The 21939-nt window shown below is 53.9% G+C and carries 15 protein-coding genes and 2 tRNA genes; 3 read left to right on the top strand and 14 right to left on the bottom strand.

The features are described 5' to 3' along the window. Positions 1-46: 46 nt before the first annotated feature. A complete protein-coding gene (locus tag CHH67_RS16640; RefSeq protein ID WP_095266328.1) occupies positions 47-2416 on the bottom strand; it encodes an endonuclease MutS2 in 2370 nt (789 codons plus the stop codon). Positions 2417-2589: 173 nt separating this feature from the next. On the opposite strand from CHH67_RS16640, the gene CHH67_RS16635 reads away from it, so the two are divergent. Then, entirely contained in the window at positions 2590-2952 is a 363-nt protein-coding gene (locus tag CHH67_RS16635; protein WP_095266327.1) for a phage holin family protein, read from the top strand. A 250-nt stretch (positions 2953-3202) separates the two neighbouring features. Continuing rightward, a complete protein-coding gene (locus tag CHH67_RS16630) occupies positions 3203-3589 on the top strand; it encodes a cupredoxin domain-containing protein (RefSeq protein ID WP_095266326.1) in 387 nt (128 codons plus the stop codon). A 191-nt stretch (positions 3590-3780) separates the two neighbouring features. Here CHH67_RS16630 and zapA read toward each other — a convergent pair whose 3' ends face one another. The 7 genes from zapA to CHH67_RS16595 form a co-directional block, all read right to left on the bottom strand. Next, a complete protein-coding gene (zapA, locus tag CHH67_RS16625; protein ID WP_095266325.1) occupies positions 3781-5559 on the bottom strand; it encodes a cell division protein ZapA in 1779 nt (592 codons plus the stop codon). A gap of 202 nt (positions 5560-5761) precedes the next feature. After that, complete coding sequence (gene pheT, locus CHH67_RS16620) at positions 5762-8212, bottom strand: phenylalanine--tRNA ligase subunit beta (RefSeq protein ID WP_095266324.1); 2451 nt, start codon at positions 8210-8212, stop codon at positions 5762-5764. Positions 8213-8240: 28 nt separating this feature from the next. After that, complete coding sequence (gene pheS / locus CHH67_RS16615) at positions 8241-9275, bottom strand: phenylalanine--tRNA ligase subunit alpha (RefSeq protein WP_095266323.1); 1035 nt, start codon at positions 9273-9275, stop codon at positions 8241-8243. A 646-nt stretch (positions 9276-9921) separates the two neighbouring features. Beyond that, positions 9922-11793, bottom strand: coding sequence for a ribosomal protection-like ABC-F family protein (gene abc-f, locus CHH67_RS16610; RefSeq protein WP_095266322.1), 1872 nt, complete (start codon positions 11791-11793; stop codon positions 9922-9924). 376 nt (positions 11794-12169) lie between these two features. Then, positions 12170-13138, bottom strand: a complete 969-nt coding sequence (locus CHH67_RS16605; RefSeq protein ID WP_095266419.1) for a 2,3-diaminopropionate biosynthesis protein SbnB — start codon at positions 13136-13138, stop codon at positions 12170-12172. 5 nt (positions 13139-13143) lie between these two features. After that, positions 13144-14139, bottom strand: a complete 996-nt coding sequence (sbnA, locus tag CHH67_RS16600; RefSeq protein ID WP_095266417.1) for a 2,3-diaminopropionate biosynthesis protein SbnA — start codon at positions 14137-14139, stop codon at positions 13144-13146. Then, complete coding sequence (locus CHH67_RS16595) at positions 14129-15412, bottom strand: phenylacetate--CoA ligase family protein (RefSeq protein ID WP_230875653.1); 1284 nt, start codon at positions 15410-15412, stop codon at positions 14129-14131. Before CHH67_RS16595 ends, sbnA begins: the two co-directional genes overlap by 11 nt. A 199-nt stretch (positions 15413-15611) precedes the next feature. Here CHH67_RS16595 and CHH67_RS16590 point away from each other — a divergent pair, with 199 nt between their 5' ends. Then, the gene (locus tag CHH67_RS16590; RefSeq protein WP_095266321.1) at positions 15612-16388 is read left to right on the top strand and encodes a YheC/YheD family protein; all 777 of its coding nucleotides are present in this window, start codon (positions 15612-15614) and stop codon (positions 16386-16388) included. 266 nt (positions 16389-16654) lie between these two features. Here the strand turns inward: CHH67_RS16590 and CHH67_RS16585 are convergent. The 6 genes from CHH67_RS16585 to leuB form a co-directional block, all read right to left on the bottom strand. Next, a tRNA-Gly gene (locus CHH67_RS16585) sits at positions 16655-16725 on the bottom strand. Positions 16726-16805: 80 nt separating this feature from the next. Beyond that, positions 16806-16879 (bottom strand) — tRNA-Pro (locus tag CHH67_RS16580). Positions 16880-17036: 157 nt separating this feature from the next. Next, positions 17037-18044, bottom strand: a complete 1008-nt coding sequence (locus CHH67_RS16575; protein ID WP_155617880.1) for an aldolase catalytic domain-containing protein — start codon at positions 18042-18044, stop codon at positions 17037-17039. 199 nt (positions 18045-18243) lie between these two features. Then, a complete protein-coding gene (locus tag CHH67_RS16570; protein WP_095266319.1) occupies positions 18244-19368 on the bottom strand; it encodes an ATP-binding protein in 1125 nt (374 codons plus the stop codon). Between the two features lie 333 nt (positions 19369-19701). Further along, entirely contained in the window at positions 19702-20109 is a 408-nt protein-coding gene (locus tag CHH67_RS16565; RefSeq protein ID WP_095266318.1) for a hypothetical protein, read from the bottom strand. A gap of 481 nt (positions 20110-20590) precedes the next feature. Next, the gene (leuB, locus tag CHH67_RS16560) at positions 20591-21670 is read right to left on the bottom strand and encodes a 3-isopropylmalate dehydrogenase (RefSeq protein ID WP_095266317.1); all 1080 of its coding nucleotides are present in this window, start codon (positions 21668-21670) and stop codon (positions 20591-20593) included. Positions 21671-21939 lie beyond the last annotated feature (269 nt).

Below are 21939 nucleotides of genomic sequence, written 5' to 3'. Positions count from 1 at the left end.
CGCACGGAAAGAGATGCTGGTTTCTTATTCTTAGTTAACGACAACGCTATTTCAGCTCCGCGATCGTCACACCGGCACCGCCTTCTCCATAATTACCGAGACGGTAGCTCTTGACATGCTTGTGCTTCCGCAAATACTCCTGAATGCCGGAGCGGAGAATGCCGGTTCCTTTGCCGTGAATGATGTAGATTTGGCCCAGATTACCAAGGAACGCCTCGTCGATAAACCGGTCGACCTCAATTAGCGCCTCTTCCAGATTCGCCCCGCGCAGATCAAGCTCATTGCGGATGCTCGCATCCCTTGTCCGCTTGAGCACCGTCGCCTGCTGTCTTGGCGCCTGCTTAGAAGCCGGAACGGACTCCGACAGCAACTCGAGATCGTCCAGAGCCACCTTCATTTTCATGATGCCAAGCTGCACGAGTGCTTCCTTCGAGCCAGCCAGCTCAACGACATGGCCCTTCTGATTCAGGCTGAGCACTCTCACCTCATCGCCGGCCTCAATGCTGCGCTGCTTCTTGCCTGCCGTCTGGTGGCCAGCCTTTCGGCGCTGCTCCGGCACAGCATCTTCCAGCCTTTTGCGGGCGGCAATCAGCTTGTGGTCTTTCACCGCTGCGCCTTCTTCCTGAGCAAGCTTGCGAAGCTCGGCAATGATGTCTTCCGCTTCGCTCCGAGCCTTATCAACGATCTTCTTGGCGTCGGTGCGAGCTTTCTCCACCAGTTTGTCCCGCTGCTCCTCCAGCTTCTGCAGCTCCTGCTGATGGCGAGCCCGCAGCGCCTCCATCTCCTGGCGGACCTGCTCCGCACGCTCGCGCTCGACTTCAGCAGAATGCCGATTCTCCTCCAGAGAAGCAATCATATGCTCCACCCGCTGATCTTCTTCCTTCACCTCGCCGCGGGCGAAGTCGAGAATCGTTCCCGGCAGACCAAGCCGCTCTGCAATCGCAAAGGCGTTGCTTCGGCCAGGAACGCCGACCAGCAGTCGATACGTCGGGCTCAAGGTGTTGATATCAAACTCCATGCTCGCATTGATAACCCCTTTGCGCTCATACGCGTAGGCCTTCAGCTCGGAATAGTGGGTTGTCGCGACCATGCGGCAGCCGGTGCGGTGGATATGTTCCAGGATCGCAATGGCAAGCGCCGATCCTTCTGCCGGGTCTGTGCCAGCGCCGACTTCATCGAGAAGAACCAGGCTTTTCGGAGTCATCGTGTTTAATATCCGGATAATATTGGTCATATGGCTTGAGAAGGTACTCAGGCTCTGCTCGATGCTCTGCTCATCGCCGATATCGGCAAAAATCGCATCGAACACGCACATCTGGCTCCCCTCTTCCGCCGGAATGAAGAGACCCGACATCGCCATCAGATTCAGCAGGCCGATCGTTTTCAGCGTGACCGTCTTGCCCCCGGTGTTCGGACCGGTCACGATGATGGAGGTGAAGTCATTGCCAAGCTCCACGTCAATCGGAACGACCTGTTCTCTCGGAATCAGCGGGTGCCTTCCTTTTCTCAGCTTCAGATAGCCTCTGTCATTCATGCGCGGAAGCACCGCTTTCATCACATGGGCCATCCGCGCTTTGGCAAAAATAAAGTCAAGCTGTCCAACGATGTCGATATCCATCGCGATCAGGTCGGCCTGCTCGCCGACTTTGGCGCTCAGCTTCTGCAAAATCGCTTCAATTTCGCGCTCTTCGCGAATCCGCGTCTCCCGCAGCTTGTTGTTCATCGCTACAATCGATTCCGGCTCGATGAACAGGGTTGCGCCTGAACCGGACTGATCATGCACGATCCCGCCAAAATAAGAGCGGTACTCCGCCTTAACCGGGATAACAAAGCGATCGCCGCGAATGGTAATCAGCTGATCCTGGAGCATCTTCGCTACCGATTGTGAACGAATCATGGACTCCAGCTTTTCCCGGATGCGGGCCTCGCCGTTTCGCAGCTCCCGTCTGATCTGGGCCAGCTCCGCGCTTGCGGAATCCAGCACCTCGGCCGTGTCGTCGATGCATGCCTTGATGTCATCCTCCAGCGGCTTCTGCTCCGAGATCAGCTCGCTAAGGTTATACAGCATCTCGATCGGCTCATCCTCGTGCACCCCTGCGATAAAGCGCTTGAGCCGCCTCGACCCATGAATCGTATTGGCTGTGGCCAGCAGTTCATGCGTGCCGAGCGTCCCGCCGATCTTCGCCCGCTTCAGCGCTTCCCTCACATCGGTAATGCCGCTCAAGGACGGTGTTCCTTTAAGCCGGTCGACAGTGTAAGCCTGATCGGTCGCAGCCAGCAGGCGCTTCACCTCTTCCAGCTGTGCGACAGGCTTCAACTGTTCAGCAGCCGTACGCCCCATCGACGTTTGTGTATATTCTGTTAATGTATTTAAAATCTTCCGATATTCCAGCGTTTTCAAAATCTTGTCATCCAAAGAAGTTCACTACTCCTCTCAATCAATGCCTATATTATAACGAAAGCCGGACAAATAAGCTATTTCCGTTCTTCGGCTTATGGATAAATCCTTCCATACATAACAACAGCAAAGATGGAACAAAATAAATTCTGCGTAACACTCCAGTTCCTATTCTAAGGAGGCAAACAATCATGCAATTTCTCGGGCATGTCGTTCGATTTATCGTAGCCGCGCTCGTTCTTATGGTTGTGGGATGGATCGTTCCCCAATTCTCGGTAGGCGGATTTGGCAGCGCCTTGCTGCTCTCCCTTGTCATTGCCCTGATCGGCTGGGCGATTGAAGGGATTTTCGGCAAAAAAGTTACGCCTTTCGGACGCGGGATCGTAGGCTTCCTGGTCAGTGCACTTGTTATCTACATTGCCCAGTTCGTCGTTGGTGGCGTAAGTGTGTCTGTATTAGGCGCCATTCTTGCAGCACTCGTGATCGGGATTATCGATCTGTTCATCCCTGTCTCGACGCCGTTTGAAGCCGGTAAAAGCAGAAACAACGACTGATCTGGTGCTTGATCAGGGGATGAGCTGCTTGTGCAGCGTAAAACAGGGAAGGCTGCCCTTAAGGTCTTTGAGCTTAGGGCGGCCTTTGCTGTTTTTTTGCGGTTACTCACATTGAAGATTAGACCGTCCACTCATAGCAGGACAAGCAGCGTTCACCAATTTTTCAAATCAGACATGTGCATCCTTTTCCAATCTGGGCTATGATAAAGGTTGAAAATTCATATTTATTTTATATATAGGGGAGAGTAATATGAAAAAAAGCATTGCACTCGCGGTGACGTGTGCTCTTCTTCTTGTACTGGCAGCCTGTGGCGGAAATCAAAACGAAGCCCAGAATGATTCCGGCATTATGGAGACCGGTGTGGCTCCTGAAGCAGAGCTTGTAATCAAAGGCTCCAACTTCAAGTTTGATCAGGAGGAGTATCATTTGAAGAAGGGGGTGCCTGTCCAAATCTCTTATGAGAACGAGGAGGGCAACCACGGCATTATGATTCCCGGCCTTGGCCTTCAGCTTGACCGCAACAACAACTCCAAAGTTATCGTTCCGGAGGAAACCGGGGAATTTGAAGTTTCCTGCTCCATCATGTGCGGTTCCGGACATAGCCAGATGATCTCCAAGATCATCGTTGAGGAATAAGCAGCACCATCATCTGAAATGATGACATAAGCAGCTATTGCTGCTGTATAACGTTATTCGTAAAAGAGCGATCATCCGTGGCCGTCTGGACCATGAATGACCGCTCTTTTATTGCATGTATGCCACAGACTGGCCGCGCCCATGCCCCGCCTAGACAGCGAAAGCATGGAGAACAGGCCAGCAGCCGGATGTTAATGCTGATCCTGCTCAATCAGTTCAATCCACTCGTTGTATTCCACCTGAAGCTTGGCGTATTCATCCTGCAGCTTCGCATATTCATCCTGCAGTTTGGCATGCTCCTGGGCCAGCTTCTCACTCTTCTCCGCCTGCATCTCTTGTTCGGACTGCATCATCCGATACTGATGCATCACCATCTCATACTGCTCTCCAAGCTGGGCATATTGTTCGGAGGCGCTATTCTTCTCCTCCTCCAGCCGCTCGCAGGTCTGACGGGAAGCGGCAATCTCGCGCTGCCATGTCTGAAGCTCCTCCTCATAAGCACGCTGAGCCTGCTGCAGCTCGTTGCGCTCGGCAGCCAGTTCATCGTACTTCGACTGCCAGCTGGCCATCTCTTGTTCCGAGCGGGTCAGCCGCTCTCTTAGTTCCTGCTCCGCCTGCTCGCTGACTGCCGCCTTCTTGCGCAGCTCCTCCAGCTGGCTGGAGACCGTGTCATACTCTTCCTCCAGCATGGCATACAGCTTGGCTGTTTCCTCTTCCCGAAGCGCCGCCTCCTTGCCGAAACGCTCCAGCTCTTCGTATTTCAGCTGAAGCTGCTTCAGCTCCTCCTGCGCACGGATGCGGCTGGCTGCCGCTCTCTCCGCCTCGTCCTTCAAAGCTGAGAGTTCCTGCTGCAAGGATGTCAAGCTCTCTTCCAGCGTCTCGTTAGCTTCCATCAGCTCCACGATTCGCATCTCGAGTTCGCCGGTTTCCTCCTTGCGCTGCTCGGCCAGCTTGCGCCATGACTCCAGCTCGGAGTTTAGCGACTTGGCCTCTTCCTGCAGCTTGCGGTTCGTCTGGTTGGCGTCAACGACAAGCTTCTGCAAGCGGCGGCGCTCCTCCTCGGATTTGGCCTCTTCCGCTTTCCGTTCATGCAACTCCTGCGCCTGTTCCTCGACCTTCGCACGGGCAGAGGTCAGCTCCTTGCGCAGACCATCCGCCTCTTGCTCTACGTTCGCAAGCTGCTCCTTCAGCTTGGCCGAGTCGGTGCGAATCGCATTCATATCCTTCTCCGCCGCAGATAAGCGAGTCTTCAGCTGCTCGCCTTGACTACGCTGCTCAGCCAGCTGCTGCTCCATCTTCCGCGCTGCTTCCGTATGCCGCTGCTCGCTTTGAGCCAATGCTTGCTTTCGGCTGTTCTCCAGCTTGTCCAGTGCTTGCTTGTGCTCATCCGCCAGCTGTTTCAGCTGCTGCGCATGATTGCGCTTTAGATCCTCCAGTGCCTGCTTGTGGCGCCGTTCCATTTCCTCAAGCTCGCCTGTCCGCTTCTCCTCAAGCTGCCGCTTCTCCTCCGACAATGCCTGCACCCGCTCGGACTCCTTCTGAAGCAGCTCCTTCGTCCGCTCGGCCTCTGCGCTCAAATTCTCATTCTCGGCACGATATTGCTCGGCCAGCGCGGTCTTCTCCGCCAGCTTCTGCTCCATTTGCTCACTCTGCTGCCGATGCCGCTCCTGCTGTTCAATCTGCAGTCCCTGAACTTTGGCAAGCTCGGAGCGCAGCTCGTTACGCTCGGCCGTGAGCTGTCTGGCTTCATCGCGGTACTGCTGCATCTGCAGCGCTTCCTCTGCCATATGTACCGCTGCAAGGACAGCGATGCGCGGGGTGTCCAGGCGCGAATGGTTCTTGGAAATGGTGCGCATACGCTCATCTACATAACTGGCAACCTGCTTCGTATACTCCGCGCTGTTGCCAACAAGTTTATAAGAAGTTCCGTATATCTCTACAGTTACACGAGAACGGTCCGGTGTAGTCACAGTTGTGCCCTCCTTCAAATGTGAGTAGATTCTAAGATGTCTGTCAGTGGTCATGCCTCTTTCATCATTATATATGAGAAAAGATGTCCAGACGAACCTTCATGTTGTCGGGGCAGTCGAATCCTATCATCAAGCAAGAACAAATAGCCCGCATCGAATCTCTTACCGTAAATGGATTCGATGCGGGCTTTCACAATTCCTGCTATTTTCTTAATTCCGCGCCAAAAGTTTGCTCCAGCGCCAAAACGGCTTTTTCCGTCACTGCTGCGACTTCTTCATCCGTCAGCGTCCGCTCTTGATGGCGGTACGTGAGCGAGATCGCAACGCTCTTTTTCCCTTCGCCAAGCTTGCTTCCTGTGAACACATCGAATACTCTGACGTTTTGCAGCAGTTCGCCCGCATGCTCGCGAATGACACGGATCAGTGCAGCCGCTTCGATCGCTTCATCAACCACGATAGCCAAATCGCGCTCCATGCCCGGGAATCGTGGCAGCTCGCGGTATTGCACACGGCTGTTCGCCAGCTCGTAAAGCGGCTCAAGCCGAATTTCCGCGGCATACGTATCCTCCAGGTCCAGCTCCTGCTGAATCGTCGGATGAATTTGCCCCAGAATCCCGAGCAGCTGCTTGCGCTCGCCAGTTCCGACATATACCGAGGCCGAGCGTCCAGGATGGAAGCTCTTCGGCTGATTCGCTTCATACGAGACTTGATCGGCATCGATGCCCAGATAGCTGAGAATGCTCTCCAGCGCGCCCTTCAGATCAAAGAAATCGACCTTCTCCGGCTGTGTGTTCCACTGCTTCGTTCCTTTGCGCCCGGACAGCAGCAGTCCGAGAACCGGGCTTTCCTCAGGCTGACGAGTCAGCACGTCCTCATCGGTGTGGAACAAGTTCCCGATTTCAAACAGCGCCAGATCCGGCTGTTTGCGGTTGCTGTTATACACCGCAACATCCAGCAGCTGCGGCAGCAGGCTTGTGCGCAGCACGCCGCGATCCTCACTCATCGGCATCGCCAGCTTAACCGCCTTGGCAGCCGGGTTAAGTCCTGTAAAAGCTTCAGCCTGCTGCGGATGAATGAAGGAGTAGCCAAGCACCTCCTGGAAGCCGCCATGCGTCAGCAGCTTGCGCAGCGAGCGGCGAACCGCCTGTGCCTTCGTCAGTGCGCCTGGTGTTGTCGGCCCTTCAATCGCCGTGGTCGGAATGTTGTCATAGCCGTACAGACGCGCAACCTCTTCAATGAGATCCACATCCAGCTGGATGTCTCCGCGGCGGGTTGGCACTTCAACGTCCAGCAGGCCCGTATCCGCGTCACCGCACGGGAAATGCAGGCGGCTGAAGATCGTTTTGACCTCAAGCAGCGACAATTGCGTGCCCAGATAACGATTCAGCTTCTCCAGCGACAGCTTCAGCACTTTCGCTTCAGCCTTCGCATCGCCGGCTTCTACGATCCCCTGATGCACAGCCCCTCCGGCATATTCAGCCATCAACTCCGCCGCACGGTTCAGTGCCGGAATGACAGCCGCCGGATCCACTTCCTTCTCGAACCGGGAGCTGGCTTCCGAGCGCAGGCCGAGCTGGCGGGAAGTTTTGCGTACCGTCCCGCCATCGAACTTCGCCGACTCCAGGAAAATATTGACCGTAGCGTCTGTGACCTCCGAATCGAGGCCGCCCATCACACCGGCTAGAGCGGCTGGCTTTCCGCCCGAGGCGATGACCAGCATATGCGGCTCAAGTCTGCGCTCCTGCCCATCGAGCGTCACCATCTTTTCGCCGGCTTCCGCAAGACGAACATGGATGGCGCCGTCTGTCAACCGATCCGCGTCAAACGCATGCAGCGGCTGTCCGTACTCCAGCATCACATAGTTTGTGATATCCACGATGTTGTTGATCGGACGAATGCCAGCTGCCATCAGACGGTTCTGCATCCACAGCGGAGATGGGCCAATGGTCACACCGGCAATATAGCGGGCCGCATAATGGCTGCATTGCTCCGGGGCATCAATGCGGACAGCGATGCGATCCGATGCCGGATTTCCGGTTTCTTCCAGATTCTTCTCCGGCTGCGGCAGCGTCAATTCCCGTCCCAGAATAGCGCTCACTTCATACGCCGCGCCAACCATGCTAAGGCAATCCGAACGGTTTGGCGTCAGATCCAGCTCCAGTACCTGATCGTTTAGCCCAAGCACCTCAACAATAGGTCTACCGATTTCCGTATCCTCCGGAAGAACAAGAATCCCTTCCTGAAGCTCCTTTGGAAGCAGCTTGTCATTCATGCCCAGCTCTTTGGCAGAACAGATCATGCCTTGGGACAGCACGCCGCGCAGCTTCGCTTTCTTGATGTCGAGCCCGCCCGGCAGCTTGGCGCCCACCAGCGCCACCGGCACCTTTTGTCCGGCATCCACATTTTTCGCTCCGCATACGATCTGCAGGTCCTCTTCTTGACCGGCATCCACGATGCATACGTTCAGCTTGTCGGCGTCCGGATGCTTCTCCTTGCTCTTGACATATCCGACGACCACCTTGCTGACCCCTTGATTGCGATTCTCAATAATATCAATCTCGATCCCTGCGGAGGTGATGCGGCTGGCCAGCTCCTCGGCCGTCACACCCTCCAGCGATATATAATCCGATAACCACTCGGTTGATACTCTCATCGTTTTCTCACTTCCCTTGTCGTTAAAGTTAGATCCGTGCGAACTGATTCAGGAATGACATGTCATTGTTGAAGAAGTGACGAATGTCATCCACGCCGTATTTAAGCATCGCGATGCGCTCAACCCCCATGCCGAAAGCAAAGCCGCTATACTTCTGCGGATCATATCCGCCCATCTCCAGCACCTTCGGATGAACCATCCCGCAGCCCAAAATTTCAAGCCATCCGGTATGCTTGCACACCCTGCAGCCACTGCCGCCGCATCTCACGCAGGACACATCCACCTCGGCACTTGGCTCCGTGAACGGGAAGAAGCTCGGACGCAGGCGGATGCGCGTATTATCGCCAAACATCTCCTGCACGAACTGCAGCAGCGTTCCCTTCAGGTCACTCATGCGAATATTCTCACCGATGACCAGCCCTTCGATCTGGTGGAACTGGAAGGAGTGAGTCGCATCATCATCATCCCGGCGGAATACACGGCCTGGACAAATGATTTTCACCGGCGCTTCCCCGGCCATTGCCAGCATCGTGCGCGCCTGTACCGGCGAAGTCTGGGTCCGCATCAGCAGATCCTCTGTTAGATAGAAGGAATCCTGCATATCACGGGCCGGATGGTTCTTCGGCAGATTAAGCGCCTCGAAGTTGAAATAGTCAGTCTCCACCTCCGGGCCCTCCGCGACGCGATAGCCCATGCCGATAAAAATATCCTCGATATCTTGGATAACCTTGCTGAGCGGATGAATCGCTCCTTGGGTTAATTTGCGCCCAGGCAGCGTCACATCAATCTTCTCGGCGCGAAGTCTCTCCTCGGTCTCCTTGGCGCGGAACGCCTCCTGCTTCTCGGTAATCACCTGTTCAATCGCTCCGCGTACATCGTTGGCAACTTGTCCAATGACCGGACGCTCGTCTGCGCTAAGTTGGCCCATACCGCGTAAAATTTCGGTAAGCGCCCCTTTTTTGCCAAGATACTTCACCCGCAGATCATTCAGCTGCTGCGGATCACTAACGCCTTGCAGCTCGGACAAAGCCGCCTGCTTCAATGCTTCCAATTTCTCTTTCATAGCTGTTTGCACACCCCTTCATAAACTCGTAAAGCTTCGGCTCGTTAACATCATCAAGGACAGAACCACTTTCCCGGAAAACAGACCGCGCCCTCACACGGAAGCGGAATTTGTGTTGTGATATAAGGAAGCCGGGTCCTTCCAACCTTCTAAGCTTGCCTATATCAAAAAAGGCCTTTTCTCCCGCAAGGGACGAAAAGACCGTGGTACCACCCTAATTCACACACGCCCATCACCTTACGAACGGCTGGCTTCAGCCTCCGCTTGATACAGCTTCAGCCTGAACGGCTTACTGCCTGACGCCAAGCGATTCGCAGCAATGCGCATGCTCACTTTGCCGACGTAACGAATCGGACCCGTTACCCCCTACTGACCGGCGCCCGGCCGTGTTCAGGGGACTGCTCCGGAGCGAACTTCAGCAGCCTGATTCCGTGAAGATACTTTCAATCCATGGCATCTTCTCCCTGTACAGAAGCACTGCTTACTCTTCTCCATCATTGCATTTGGATATAAACATCATGTCTCATTATATTCATTATTGCCCTCCATGACAAGCGCATATCCTGACAGAAGGACAAAAAAGAGCGCCCGCCATGCTCGCCTAGGCAACAGCCTCATCCATTCACGCACGAGGCCAAGATCAAATTCATCTTTTTGATTTGTTAGCCTGCATGGCGCCCAGCTCTTCACGCAGCGCGCGAATTTCGCGAATGCGCTGCTGCTCCACCTCAGCCTCAGCCGGTTCAGCCTGTAGCAGCTCCTGAATGCGGTACTCCAGCTCCATGCGCCGATTATCCTTGCCAGTGTCTCCATGGATCACCGTGGTACGGGCCGCCTGCTCCTCTTCCTCCATCACAGTGCCTTCAAACCAGGCCGGCTGGCCGTCATCCTGCAGCGTAAGCAGGCGATTCGCCACCTGGCGAATCAAATACCGGTCATGGGAGACCAGCACCATCGCTCCCGGAAAGGAGGTCAGCACATTCTCAATCACTTCCCGGGTATCCACGTCGAGGTAATTGGTCGGTTCATCCAGTACCAGTAGATGCGCGCCGCTGAAGTACAGCTTCAGAAAAGCCGCACGGCATTTTTCACCCATGCTGAGATCTCCAATCTTCTTGTACACATCATCCCTGCTGAACAGAAAGCTTCCGAGAAGTGTTCGAGCCTGGCTTTGGGTCATCTCGGGCAAGACGAGCAGGCTGTCCAGCAGCGTAGCCTCCTGGTCCAAGTTGTCGAGCTCCTGGGAGAAATACCCGATGTTCAGCGCCGGATGGAGCACCACCTTCCCCTCCTGCGGATCCAGCTGCCCGAGCAGCAGCTTCAGCAGCGTCGTTTTGCCGCTTCCGTTCGCTCCCCGCACAGCAATCCGATCCCCGCGGTTCACCTGAAAGCTAAGCCGGTCAAACAGCCTGCGGTCACCGTAGGAAAACGACATATCCTCCACCCGGACGAGCGTTTTGGCCCCAAGCTCCTCCGCAGTCAGCTTCATATTCAGCTTCCGGACCTCCTTCGGTTTTCTGACCGCCTCCGACTCCAGCCGCTCAAGCGCCTTTTCCTTGGCATGATAGCGGGATATATTTTTATTGGCCTTGGCCTTGTAAAAGCTTGCGGTAATCTTGACCTCTTGATCTCCGGCAGCATTATGCGCCTTGTGGAACCATTCCCTGTACCGCCGGATCGATTCCTCCAGCGCTTTGCGTTCCTGCTCCTGCTTGCGATGCAGCGCCTCCTGCTCCCGGAGCTCACGCTCCTTCTCTCTCCTGTAGGCGGTATAGCCTCCCTTGTAGCGCTTTAGTCCGGCAGAGGTAAGCTCGCAGACAGCGGTCGCCGTGCGGTCGATAAATTCACGGTCATGGGAGACGTACAGCACCGTCCCTTTATACTCCTGCAGCCACTGCTCCAGCCACAGCAGGCTTTCCTGGTCCAGATGGTTGGTCGGCTCATCGAGCAGTAAGAACCGCGGCTCCTGGATCAGCAGTGACGCCAGCATCGCCCTTGTCTTCTGACCGCCGCTCAGACTGTGAAAAGGAGCGTCCCACAGCTGGCTTCCAATACCCATCAAGCTAAGGAAGCGTTCCACATCCGTCTCCCACTGAAAACCGCCAAGCGACTCGTAGTTTTCCATTAGAAGGCCATATCGCTCCAGAATATCTGTCCCCTCGGCATCGACGGAAGACTCATCCGTCTGCATCTTCCGCTCCGTTTCTTCCAGCTCCATTTTGAGCCGGGACAGCGCCTCGTTGCTTTTGCGCCGGACGGCTTCCAGCACACTCGCATCCCCCCAGGACGGCTCCTGTTCCATCCAGCCCCAGGCCGAGCGGGGCAAGCGGATGTCGATGCGCCCACCAGCAGCCTCACGCTCTCCGGTCAACAGGGACAGCAGGGTCGACTTGCCGCAGCCGTTTCGCCCGAACAGCGCAAGCCGCTCCCCTTCAGCGATCTCCAAATTCACATGTTCAAAAATCATTTTGCCAACCAGCTCAACTCGCAGATCCGTTGCTTTCAATATGATGGTCATGCCTCATCATCCTTTCCATTTGGCGGGAATAAACGCTAAAAAACCGCAGACAGTTGTCTGCGGCGGATAAGAGGAATGATGTAAGGTGACCGGCCTGGCGTGTGATCTCTGCCATAAGTCCAAAGCAAATAGGCATCATGTCTACTCCCGCTGGAGTTCCATGAGAAAGAATACACTGCTATCCAGGGATTATGAATGAATGCAATTCCAGCTCCTGCAAGCTGTGAGTCTCATCCTTCGGGCACACCTAATCTTCCCCTCTACCACCGTAGAGTAAGCGTCTGCTAACAAACCTGTGCAGCTGTCGCTTAATAAAAAGATAGGTGTACTTACTTCATCGGACGATAGTACCTCACATTCTTGGAATTTGCGTTCATTATACCAGAAGACGAGTACCGATGCCAAGTGCCGTTGCACGCTTCCAATAGTAACCGGCGATTCCAATATCAAAAACTGCAAGCCCCATCGGGTTGAAGAACACCGGCTCCCGCCGATCGGTCTGCAGCAGCTTCCGTTGCAATACAACATCAGCCAGGGTAATCACGTCGCGCTTTTGTAGGCCAAAGCGCGTATGCAGCAGCTCGATATCCGTGTTTTCCCGGCATACTTCTTCCCAGTCATCCACGACCACCGTAGCGATATGGGCCACGCTGTCCGGAGCATAATCACGCAGGGACACGCCGAGCAGCAGCATCCCTGGACGCGGCCGTTCATTGATATACCGTTCGTTAGAGACAGTACATGTAGCAAAAACATCCGAATTTCTATAAACTTCGCGCCAGTCTTGAGCCACCACCGTGAGCGGACGCAATTCAGCAGGAACCGCTGATACGTCAACGCCCTTCAGATCATAGAGGAAGACCCGCTTCAGCTTCATCCCGAGCAAAGCGGCGCACATGCGAAGATGCAGCTGGCCAATCGGCCCCCAGCCGATGATCCCCAACGCCACGTCAGGCCAGCCCTGCATCTCCATGTAAGCCTGCAGCATCATCCCGCTAACTGCCGCCGTCCGAAGTCCGCTAAGCAGCCCGCTGTGAACAATAGCCACCGGCTGCCCCGTATCCGTATCGTTCAATATGACCGTGTTATGAGCTCGCGGCAGCCCATGCGTTGGATTGTCCGGGAAACTGGCAATCCACTTGATCCCGGCCAGTTTGACGTCCCCTCCAACATAAGCGGGCATAGCAATGATCCGGTTCCGCGGGTTCTGAAATCTTAAGTAAGGCTTTAGCGGCCGAACGGTATCCCCTTCCTCTTCGGTGCGCAGAACCTCTTTTATTACTCCGGTCAAAACAGGCCAGTCGATCCCCGCTTCCCGAATATGATGATCATTTAAATACAGCATGCCGTTCATCCCTCCACCACACACGGATCAAAGCCCAGCACACGCCTCACCCACGCATCGTCATATACCGTATCCAGATAGCGCTCGCCCCGGTCCGGAAGAATCGCGGCACAAACCGCCCCCGGCGAAATGGCTGAGCGCATGCGGAGGATGGCGGATATGACGCCGCCGGAAGATGCGCCGGCCATAATGGCTTCGTGTTGCAGCAGCAGCCGGCAGCCCTCCACACATTCGCGGTCGGTTACATGCTGCACCAGGTCAGCCATATCCGGCCGGTACAATCCCGGAACGAGCGCGGCCCCGAGCCCCGGGAAAGCGCGTGAGCTTTTCTCTCCGCCAAATATAACGCTTCCAACAGCATCGACCGCCACAATCGTGGTATTCCAGCCTTTCGAACGAATAAAATCCGCGCAGCCACGGAGGGTTCCACAGGAGCTTACACCGCAAAAAAGATAATCGACCGGCCCCAAAGCCTCCCCGATTTCCCGCATGGTCGTCTCTGCATGAGCCAGGCTGTTATCCGGATTGGCGTACTGATTCGTCCAATAGGCATGCGGAATTTCGGCTACCAGCTGCTGCACCCGCTTGATCCGTGCGGGCAAGAATTCACGCGTTTCCGGATCCGGCTCAGACACGAGCTCAATCTCCCCGCCGTAGCTTTGGATGATGCGTTTATGCTGCTCCGTCGTCCGGGGGTCCACTACACAGATAAAGCGCAAGCCCAGCAGCCGGCATAGCTGAGCAAGGCTGATTGCCAGATTGCCTGAGCTGGATTCAATCACAACGCTTTGCGCGGTAATGTCGCCCCGCCTCAGCGCTTCCCTGAGCAGATATAAGGCCGGACGGTCTTTGGCGCTGCCGCCGGGATTCATCCCCTCCAGCTTCCCGTACACATGAAACGGCTCATTTTGAAACAGCCTTGACAGGGCTGCCAGCGGGGTTCTGCCGATAACATCTGCAATGCCGCCTTCCAGTTTCATCTGCGCTCCCTCATTTGTCATAATATATTCTTTTAAGCTTGACGGCCTCATGCGCACCGCCCCCCTCCGGACTGCCGGCGACGACCTGAATTCGGCCGACCAGCCCTGCGCGGACCATGGCACTGATCTCCGGTATTCGTTCCTCCAGTTCGTCTCGCACAGCGTCCAGTTGGGATTGAGGAATAGCAGGAGCCGCTGCCCCATTGCTACCGCCAGAATCCACGTACACGGTAAGCCCGTGTACATCCATATGAACCCGGATAACAACCTGACCAAGATGGCGATAGACGATGTCCTCGATATCATAAATGCTGATTTTCTCACCATGCTTGAGATCCGGCCCGATCCTCTTGACCACGCTGTGGAAGCTCATTCGCTTCATCCCATCGACCATGATCGGCCGTAGATCACGGACAACATCATATGTTACATAGCGGATAGCAGGAAAGGCCTCCCTGACGGTAGATGTCAGCACCAGTACCTGCTCGCCTGGAGGAAGCGGGTCGATGCCCTGGCCGAGCTGCTCCGTCCCGATCCCTTCCGCCATAAGCCCTTCCGTCAGAAGGTATCGCCCAAGCTGATGGGAATAGTAGGCCATCGTGCCAATCTCAATCGAGCCATACGTATCGGTGATGCACGCTGTCGGCAGACCGAGGCGTTCGGCAACCCCCGCAATCCACCCGGGCGAAGCGATCTCGCCGACCAGTATGACTTGCCGTATCCCGTAATGCGCAGGGTTCGGCGATGCCAGCACAATTCGTTCCAGTATGGACGGCATCGTATACAGCACCTCCGGGCGGAAGCTCTGAAGCTTCTCCAGATGCCGGGCAATCGGAAGCTTGTAGGAGATCGACTCGGCCTTCATGCCAAGCTGCCTGAATACTTCCACCGCCGTCGCCTCGGCATGCCCCGTCCCCATATCGGCTAGTGCAGTCCGGTAGCTACCGGAACCGAGAATCGTCCGGTACACGTCCCGCTTGATCCGCAGATATGCGTCTTCATCCGACGGTGTGTAATATATCGACTTGCGTCTGCCCGAGCTTGTGCCCGACGTTCGATATTCTGAAATCCCGGGGCGGGTGGCCAGCATATTGTCTGCCGTGTAATAGTGGCGCTCCAGCACCGGGGACGTAACGAAGGGAAGCTGTGCTAAAGCTCCGATTTCGCTGCGAACGTCCAGACCTGCCCACGGAACGTACCAGGGGCAGCAGGCAGCTACTTTAACGATCACTGTCTCCAGTTCTTCCGGCGTGATCACAAGGGAAGCTCCTTCCTGACCAAACTGTTTACCCATTCCCAACATCATATGCAAATAGGTGAATTCCCGTATGGGACACTCACCCCGTTAACCTGTCTTTCATCACTGATTGGCATAACGATTCCCGGACGAGACGGAATAAGTTATCGAATGGGCGGGGAACCACACCTCCCGATTGACTGGGCATACAATAGCGGTAAGAGTGGCCAGTTTATATGGAAAGAAGGGACATCATTTGGCCCGCAGACTGATCAAAGGCAAAATGCATGCTCACGCGCTGATGCAATCACACCCGGGGTTGGCCAAGCGCTTGCCGACCCTCCGGTGGATGAACCGCAGCACACTTGTCAGCATGCTCAATCAATACGGCATGGTGTATATTAAACCCAATCTTGGCTCCCAGGGGAACGGGGTGATCCGGGTCGAGAAGCATCCGCAGCACTACAAATTTCATGCCGGGACCGCAGTGAGCGAATTCAGAAGTTATGATGCCATGTATGCCGCCCTCGCCCCACACACCAGGCGTAAGCCATATGTGGTGCAGAAAGGCATCCATGTGCTGAGGCACAAGGGAAGACCCTTCGATTTTCGGGTGATGATTCAGCGAAATCCGAAGCGGGATTGGGAATGCACAGGCATCTTTGGCCGCCTAGCCCACCCGGGGAAGGCGGTCACGAACGGAAGCCAGGGCGGCACCATCTATGAACCATCCGCTCTGCTCGCCCCACGCGCCGGCACAAGCCGAACGCCGTACCTGCTCCGCATCATGAACCGCCTGGCCTATAAAACCGCGGCAACACTCAGCTCAAAGTATCCGCAGCTGAACGAATTGGGGCTGGATATCTGTTTAGACCGGAAGCTTAATCCCTGGATTCTCGAGGTCAATACGATTCCGGATCCGAAGCCGTTCACACTGCTGCCGAACCCGCGCATGCTTCCGAGAATAATCGCTTACGGCCGCGCCTACGGCAGGCGCTACAATCTCAAAGTGACCAAAGCGAGAAAGGCCTGATTAGTTCAACGTTCCGTTGTACGTCGGCGATGCTCCTTATCACGCGCGGTCGTTGTAAGCGCCGTTCAAGGATTGGAGCACAACGCTAACTGCCCGCCGACAGATATCGGCGGGCAGTTCCATATGGCCAGAAAGCGATGCTTGAAGTTAGGACTGCATCTGCCCCACGACTTGCCCCCTTAGTGGAAGCTGCCGCAAACCATACCAGCAGAAAACAAAAAGAGAATCCCTTGCTACAGCAAGGGATTCTCTTCTTCTATCCGTTAAGCGGGTGATGGGAATCGAACCCACGCTACCAGCTTGGAAGGCTGGAGTTCTACCATTGAACTACACCCGCATATTCCCACAAAAGTGATGTAAACTCCGCAGTGAACCTCTCATTACCTTTGCGGGGCTCATATCAAAAGCATAAACGAATCGGGACGACACGATTTGAACATGCGACCCCCTGGTCCCAAACCAGGTGCTCTACCAAGCTGAGCTACGTCCCGTCATGATGAAGCGCCGTTCTTAACGACAAAATTAAATATACCACGCTGAGAAATAAATTTCAACCATTTTTTATTGGGATTCAGAATAAAAAGATCGAAGATCAGGACTCGGTTGCGAGCCGATCTTCGATCCTCGATCTTGACCACAAGCTGGTCCTCAGGACTTTTTCTTCGGTTCAAACGTCACTTCCGGTGTCGTCAGCTTGTCATAGAAGTCCACAAATTTATCCTTGTCCTCCGACGCCCGCAATGCCATGGCCGAGCGAGGGTGTTCATCCAGCGTTCCCGTCACCATATACGGGATGATGTATCCCCACTCCACCTGTTCGCGAAGCGGAATCATGAAGCGTTCAATAATATCAAGGATTGGACGCAGCTCATACTTCGTCCCTTTCAGATGCGTGACCAGCAGCTCCGTCGGGCAGTTGCCCGCCGCGCGTCCCATGCCGTATACGGAGGCGTCCAGCAGCTCAACGCCAAGCTCTGCAGCCACCAGTGTATTCGAGAACGCCAGCTGCATATTGTTATGGGTATGTACGCCAAGCCGCTTGTTCGGCAGATGCGTCTTGAACTTGTTGACCAGATATTCGATGTCCTTGTGGTCCAGACTGCCATAGGAATCGACGATGTATACAACGTCCACTACACTTTCCTTGATTAGTTCGAACGCCTCAAGCAGCTCATTCTCCATCACATTGGAGAGAGCCATAATGTTCAGGGTCGTTTCATATCCCCGTTCGTGGAAGGTCTGAACGAGATCAAGCGCCTTGTCCACATCTTTGATGTAACAGGCGACGCGGATCAGATCAAGCAGACTCTCTTCACGCGGCAAAATATCATCCTCATCCACACGGCCAATGTCGACCAGAGCGGACAGCTTCGTTTTCCCCTTGTGCGGGATAACCTCTCTCAAAAAGTCATCATCAAGAAAACGCCACGGTCCCGCCGAATCCGCCCCTTTCAGAAGCTTCGGCGAGTTCTTGTAACCAATCTCCATATAATCCACGCCGGCCTCATTCAGGCTGGCATATAAATTTTGAACGAATTCCACACTGAAATCCCAGTTGTTCACCAATCCGCCATCTCGAATCGTACAATCTACGATCTTCGTGTGACTGCTCTTGATCACGTCGTTACACTTCCTCTCGGCAAGTTTTCTATTCATAATACTTGAAGCCCCGGCAAAAATCAAAGCAAAAATGGCGAAACGCCGGGTGCTCGGACATCGTATCTAAATATAAGCGGCACACCTGCTGCGAAAAGTGCTCAGGTACCAACATCCACAGGGGCATTATAGAGCAGCAGCATAGGGCAGCAAAGAAAAAGCCATTCCTCTCGGAACAGCTTGGATTTTCTTCATTATATTAAATTTCCGGCATGTGCAGCTTGGGGAATGTAATGACAAATTCGGTTCCTGCTCCAACCTGACTGTCCACAGAGATGGAGCCGCCATGGTTTTTGATGATGCGGTAGCTGACAGATAAGCCCAGGCCTGTACCGCTTTCCTTCGTCGTAAAGAATGGGTTGAACAGATGATTGAGCGTATTTTGATCCATGCCTCCGCCGTTGTCCGAGATGCAAATGTTGACATGCTTATCTCTGAGCTGCGTAGAGATTTCAATTCGGCCTGACACATCATCATGCTCTCTTTCATCAATGGCATCCAGCGCATTTTTAATAATATTCAGAATGACCTGTTTAATCTGCTTCACATCGACCGATATAAAGGTGGGCGGTTCTTCGTCAGTATGTAATATAATCTGACACCCCTTCATCAGCGCCTCGCTCTCGGTGAGCAGCACTACTTCCTTGAGCAGAGAGGACACCGAGATGACGGTCGTTTCCGGTGCGGAAGGCTTGGATGAATTCAAAAACTCATATATTATATCATTTGCGCGATCAATTTCCGTCAATATGATTCGGGCATACTCGTCCTTGCCAAGCGTAACCAAATGGGGGCGCAGAAGCTGAATAAATCCTCTGATGGATGTCAGAGGATTTCGGATTTCATGAGCTATGGATGCTGATATTTTGCCAAGCATAGCCAGCTTATCGTTCTGGTAAGCCGTTTGCTCAATCTGCTTAAAATCAGACACATCCTTAACACTGATCAGAAAATCCCCTTCCATCTGGTCACCATAAGTCATCGTTATCAGCCAGGAGCGGCCATACTCATCAACCAGCTCATGAAACCTTCTTCGATGGAAGATCGTCTCACGAAACAATCTCAGTATCTTTTTCTTTTTAAACCTGGACAACTGCGGATGCCGCAGCAGCTGTGTGAGCGTGCAGCCGGTTAGCGACTTTCTGGGCACGCCCAGCAGCTTTGCCATCTGCACATTAACAAACGTCAGTACTCCATCCGCATCAAAGAGGATGATCCCGCTATCCAGATTCTCCAATATATTCTCATACTTGTTCCTAATCAATTGACTCGATTGAAAGGAACGAATCGCTTGCAGCTCCGATTCACGAATTTGACTCAACAAGATGGCCCCCCCTTTTCTCAAAAAAGTAGAACTCACCACGACAACATGCATGCGACCCACAAAAATCAGCTTGTCCTTGAATCAAAAACAGCTAAGACGCTGCTAACATTGGTTTTTCTCCATGATAGGCAACTCAATGCGCAAACGTCAATCAGAAATCCTGTCGAATAATGGACCCTCTATCATGCCCTCCCAAGCATTTATGTATGATGAAATAGCGACAACCCCATCATTTGGCCCTGTTAGCAAACTAACATACATTATTTACCCAAAAATCCCAAAATGAAACATTAAAAAAGCCTCGGTCATAAACGAGGCTTCGGAAGTTTCAATCTATGGCTGCTGCTGGAGACGAAGTCTGCGTTGACTCATCACTGCCAAGCGCCTCTTTAATTCGCCTTGCCATTTTTCATCCTTCATCCATTTGGCAACTGCAAGCAGATCCAGCGACATATCAATTTGATTCTGTACGACCGTGAGCGGATCTTCCGACTCGCGGTTGACAACATTCTCGAAGATGGAATCCTCATCCTCCATCACATAATCCTGGAAATCGACATGGGAAGCGCCGTCCCCATGGGCGTATTCCGCCAAAATCTCATATTCGTTCTCTACCCGATAATGAACCTCGACCCGGTGACAAACCGGACAGAAAAGCAGGGGAACATTATGTACTTGAGTCCGATAATGCTTAAGCGTACCTTTTGTACCCATCATACTAGCCCCGCAGCAAAAACTCATACCGTTCACCCTCCTCGAATCATACTCGGCCATTTCAAGTTATTGTATTCGCTTTCAGCGTCTATAATTCCTGCATGCTCAACCATCGCCTTGAAAATTAGGCCGATATGACTAGTTTTCTATTGTATACAGTATAATTCAACAAGACGGCTGCATTTAAACATAAGATTCTCTTTTTCCCACCATAATTCCTGTTCTCCGGTGAAAAAAAACCTCATGGTCTGAAAGAACAGATCATGAGGGGTGACTGACTTCGGAAAATGACAGCGCCCGGGCCGGATGCTCCGGCTTGACTTGCACCGGCTGACAGACCAAGCGATGGGCGATGATTGACATCCTCATCAATATCTGTATGAGAACATTACTAGTGTCTACGCATTGTTGCTGTTCTAAACGTCTCACTAAAAATGTTATCATCCCACTATTCCCAAGTCAATATTATAAAAACTATCATCTTAAAATGATTATAATTAAATTCGTGTTATTGGCGAATCGCAGCAGCGATCAGATCGCCCATCTCGGTTGTGCTCAGCGCCTTGCTCTTGTCTGTCGCGATATCCGCCGTGCGATGCCCGGCATCCAGCACTTCCGAAACCGCCCGCTCAATCGCATCGGCTGCTTCGGCATAACCAAAGGTCAGGCGATACATCAGTGCTACCGACAGAATCGTGGCAATCGGATTCGCCAGGCCTTGGCCGGCGATGTCCGGTGCGGACCCGTGCACAGGCTCGTACAAACCGAAGGCGCCTTCGCCCATCGAAGCGGAGGCCAGCATACCGATCGAGCCGGTCAGCATCGCTGCTTCGTCACTCAAAATATCGCCGAACATGTTCTCTGTCACGATAACATCGAAGCTTGCCGGGCGGCGAAGCAGCTGCATCGCACAGTTGTCAACGAGCACATGCTCCAGCTCGACATCCGGATACTCCGGAGCGATCCGGTTGACCGTCTCACGCCACAGGCGGGACGTTTCCAGCACGTTTGCTTTATCAACAGAAGCCAGCTTCTTCCGGCGCTTCTGGGCAATTTCAAATGCCTGGCGAACAATGCGCTCGACTTCGGCCGTATTGTACACGCAGGTGTCTACCGCCTCTTCGCCGCCTGCGCCTTCACGTCTGAACTTCTCGCCGAAATAAATGCCCCCGGTAAGCTCGCGCACGACCATCAGATCGGTTCCTTCAAGCACTTCCGGCTTCAGCGTCGATGCATCCTTCAAGCAGTCAAAAATAACGGCCGGGCGAAGGTTCGAGAACAGGCCCAGCTCCTTGCGAATGCCAAGCAACCCGGTTTCCGGACGCAGTTCCTTCGGATTGTTGTCCCATTTCGGCCCGCCTACAGCGCCAAGCAGAACAGCGTCGGCGCTTCTGCATACGCGCAGCGTCTCCTCAGGCAGCGGTGTCCCCTTCTCGTCAATGGCGATGCCGCCAAACAGGGCATGCTCGGTTGTAAAGGAATAGCCGAATACTTCTTCCGTACGCTTTATAATTTTTTCCGCTTCCGCCACCACTTCAGGACCAATGCCGTCCCCGGCGATCACGGCGATTTTCTTCGTTTCTGACATCCGTTGTCACTCCTTCATTATGAGCACCATGCTCAATATCTTCTAGTTACTGTTGTAACATACTTCCGCCTATATTGACCAAGATACAGAAACTATGAACTTAATTTGTTTTGCCTATAAGTAGGGGGGGCGAGCCGAAGGGTGGGTGCTTCGAGGACGTACTTCCTTGATAGGGGCTCCGTTGATGCATTTCCTTGTGGGGATGCTCCGATGACGTACTTCCTTGATAGAGGCTCCGATGACGCACTTCCTTGATAGAGGCTCCGATG

The sequence above is a fragment of the Paenibacillus campinasensis genome, from assembly GCF_002272015.1.
Lineage (GTDB): Bacteria > Bacillota > Bacilli > Paenibacillales > Paenibacillaceae > Paenibacillus_AQ > Paenibacillus_AQ campinasensis.
This window is presented reverse-complemented; position numbering and strand designations above follow the sequence as displayed.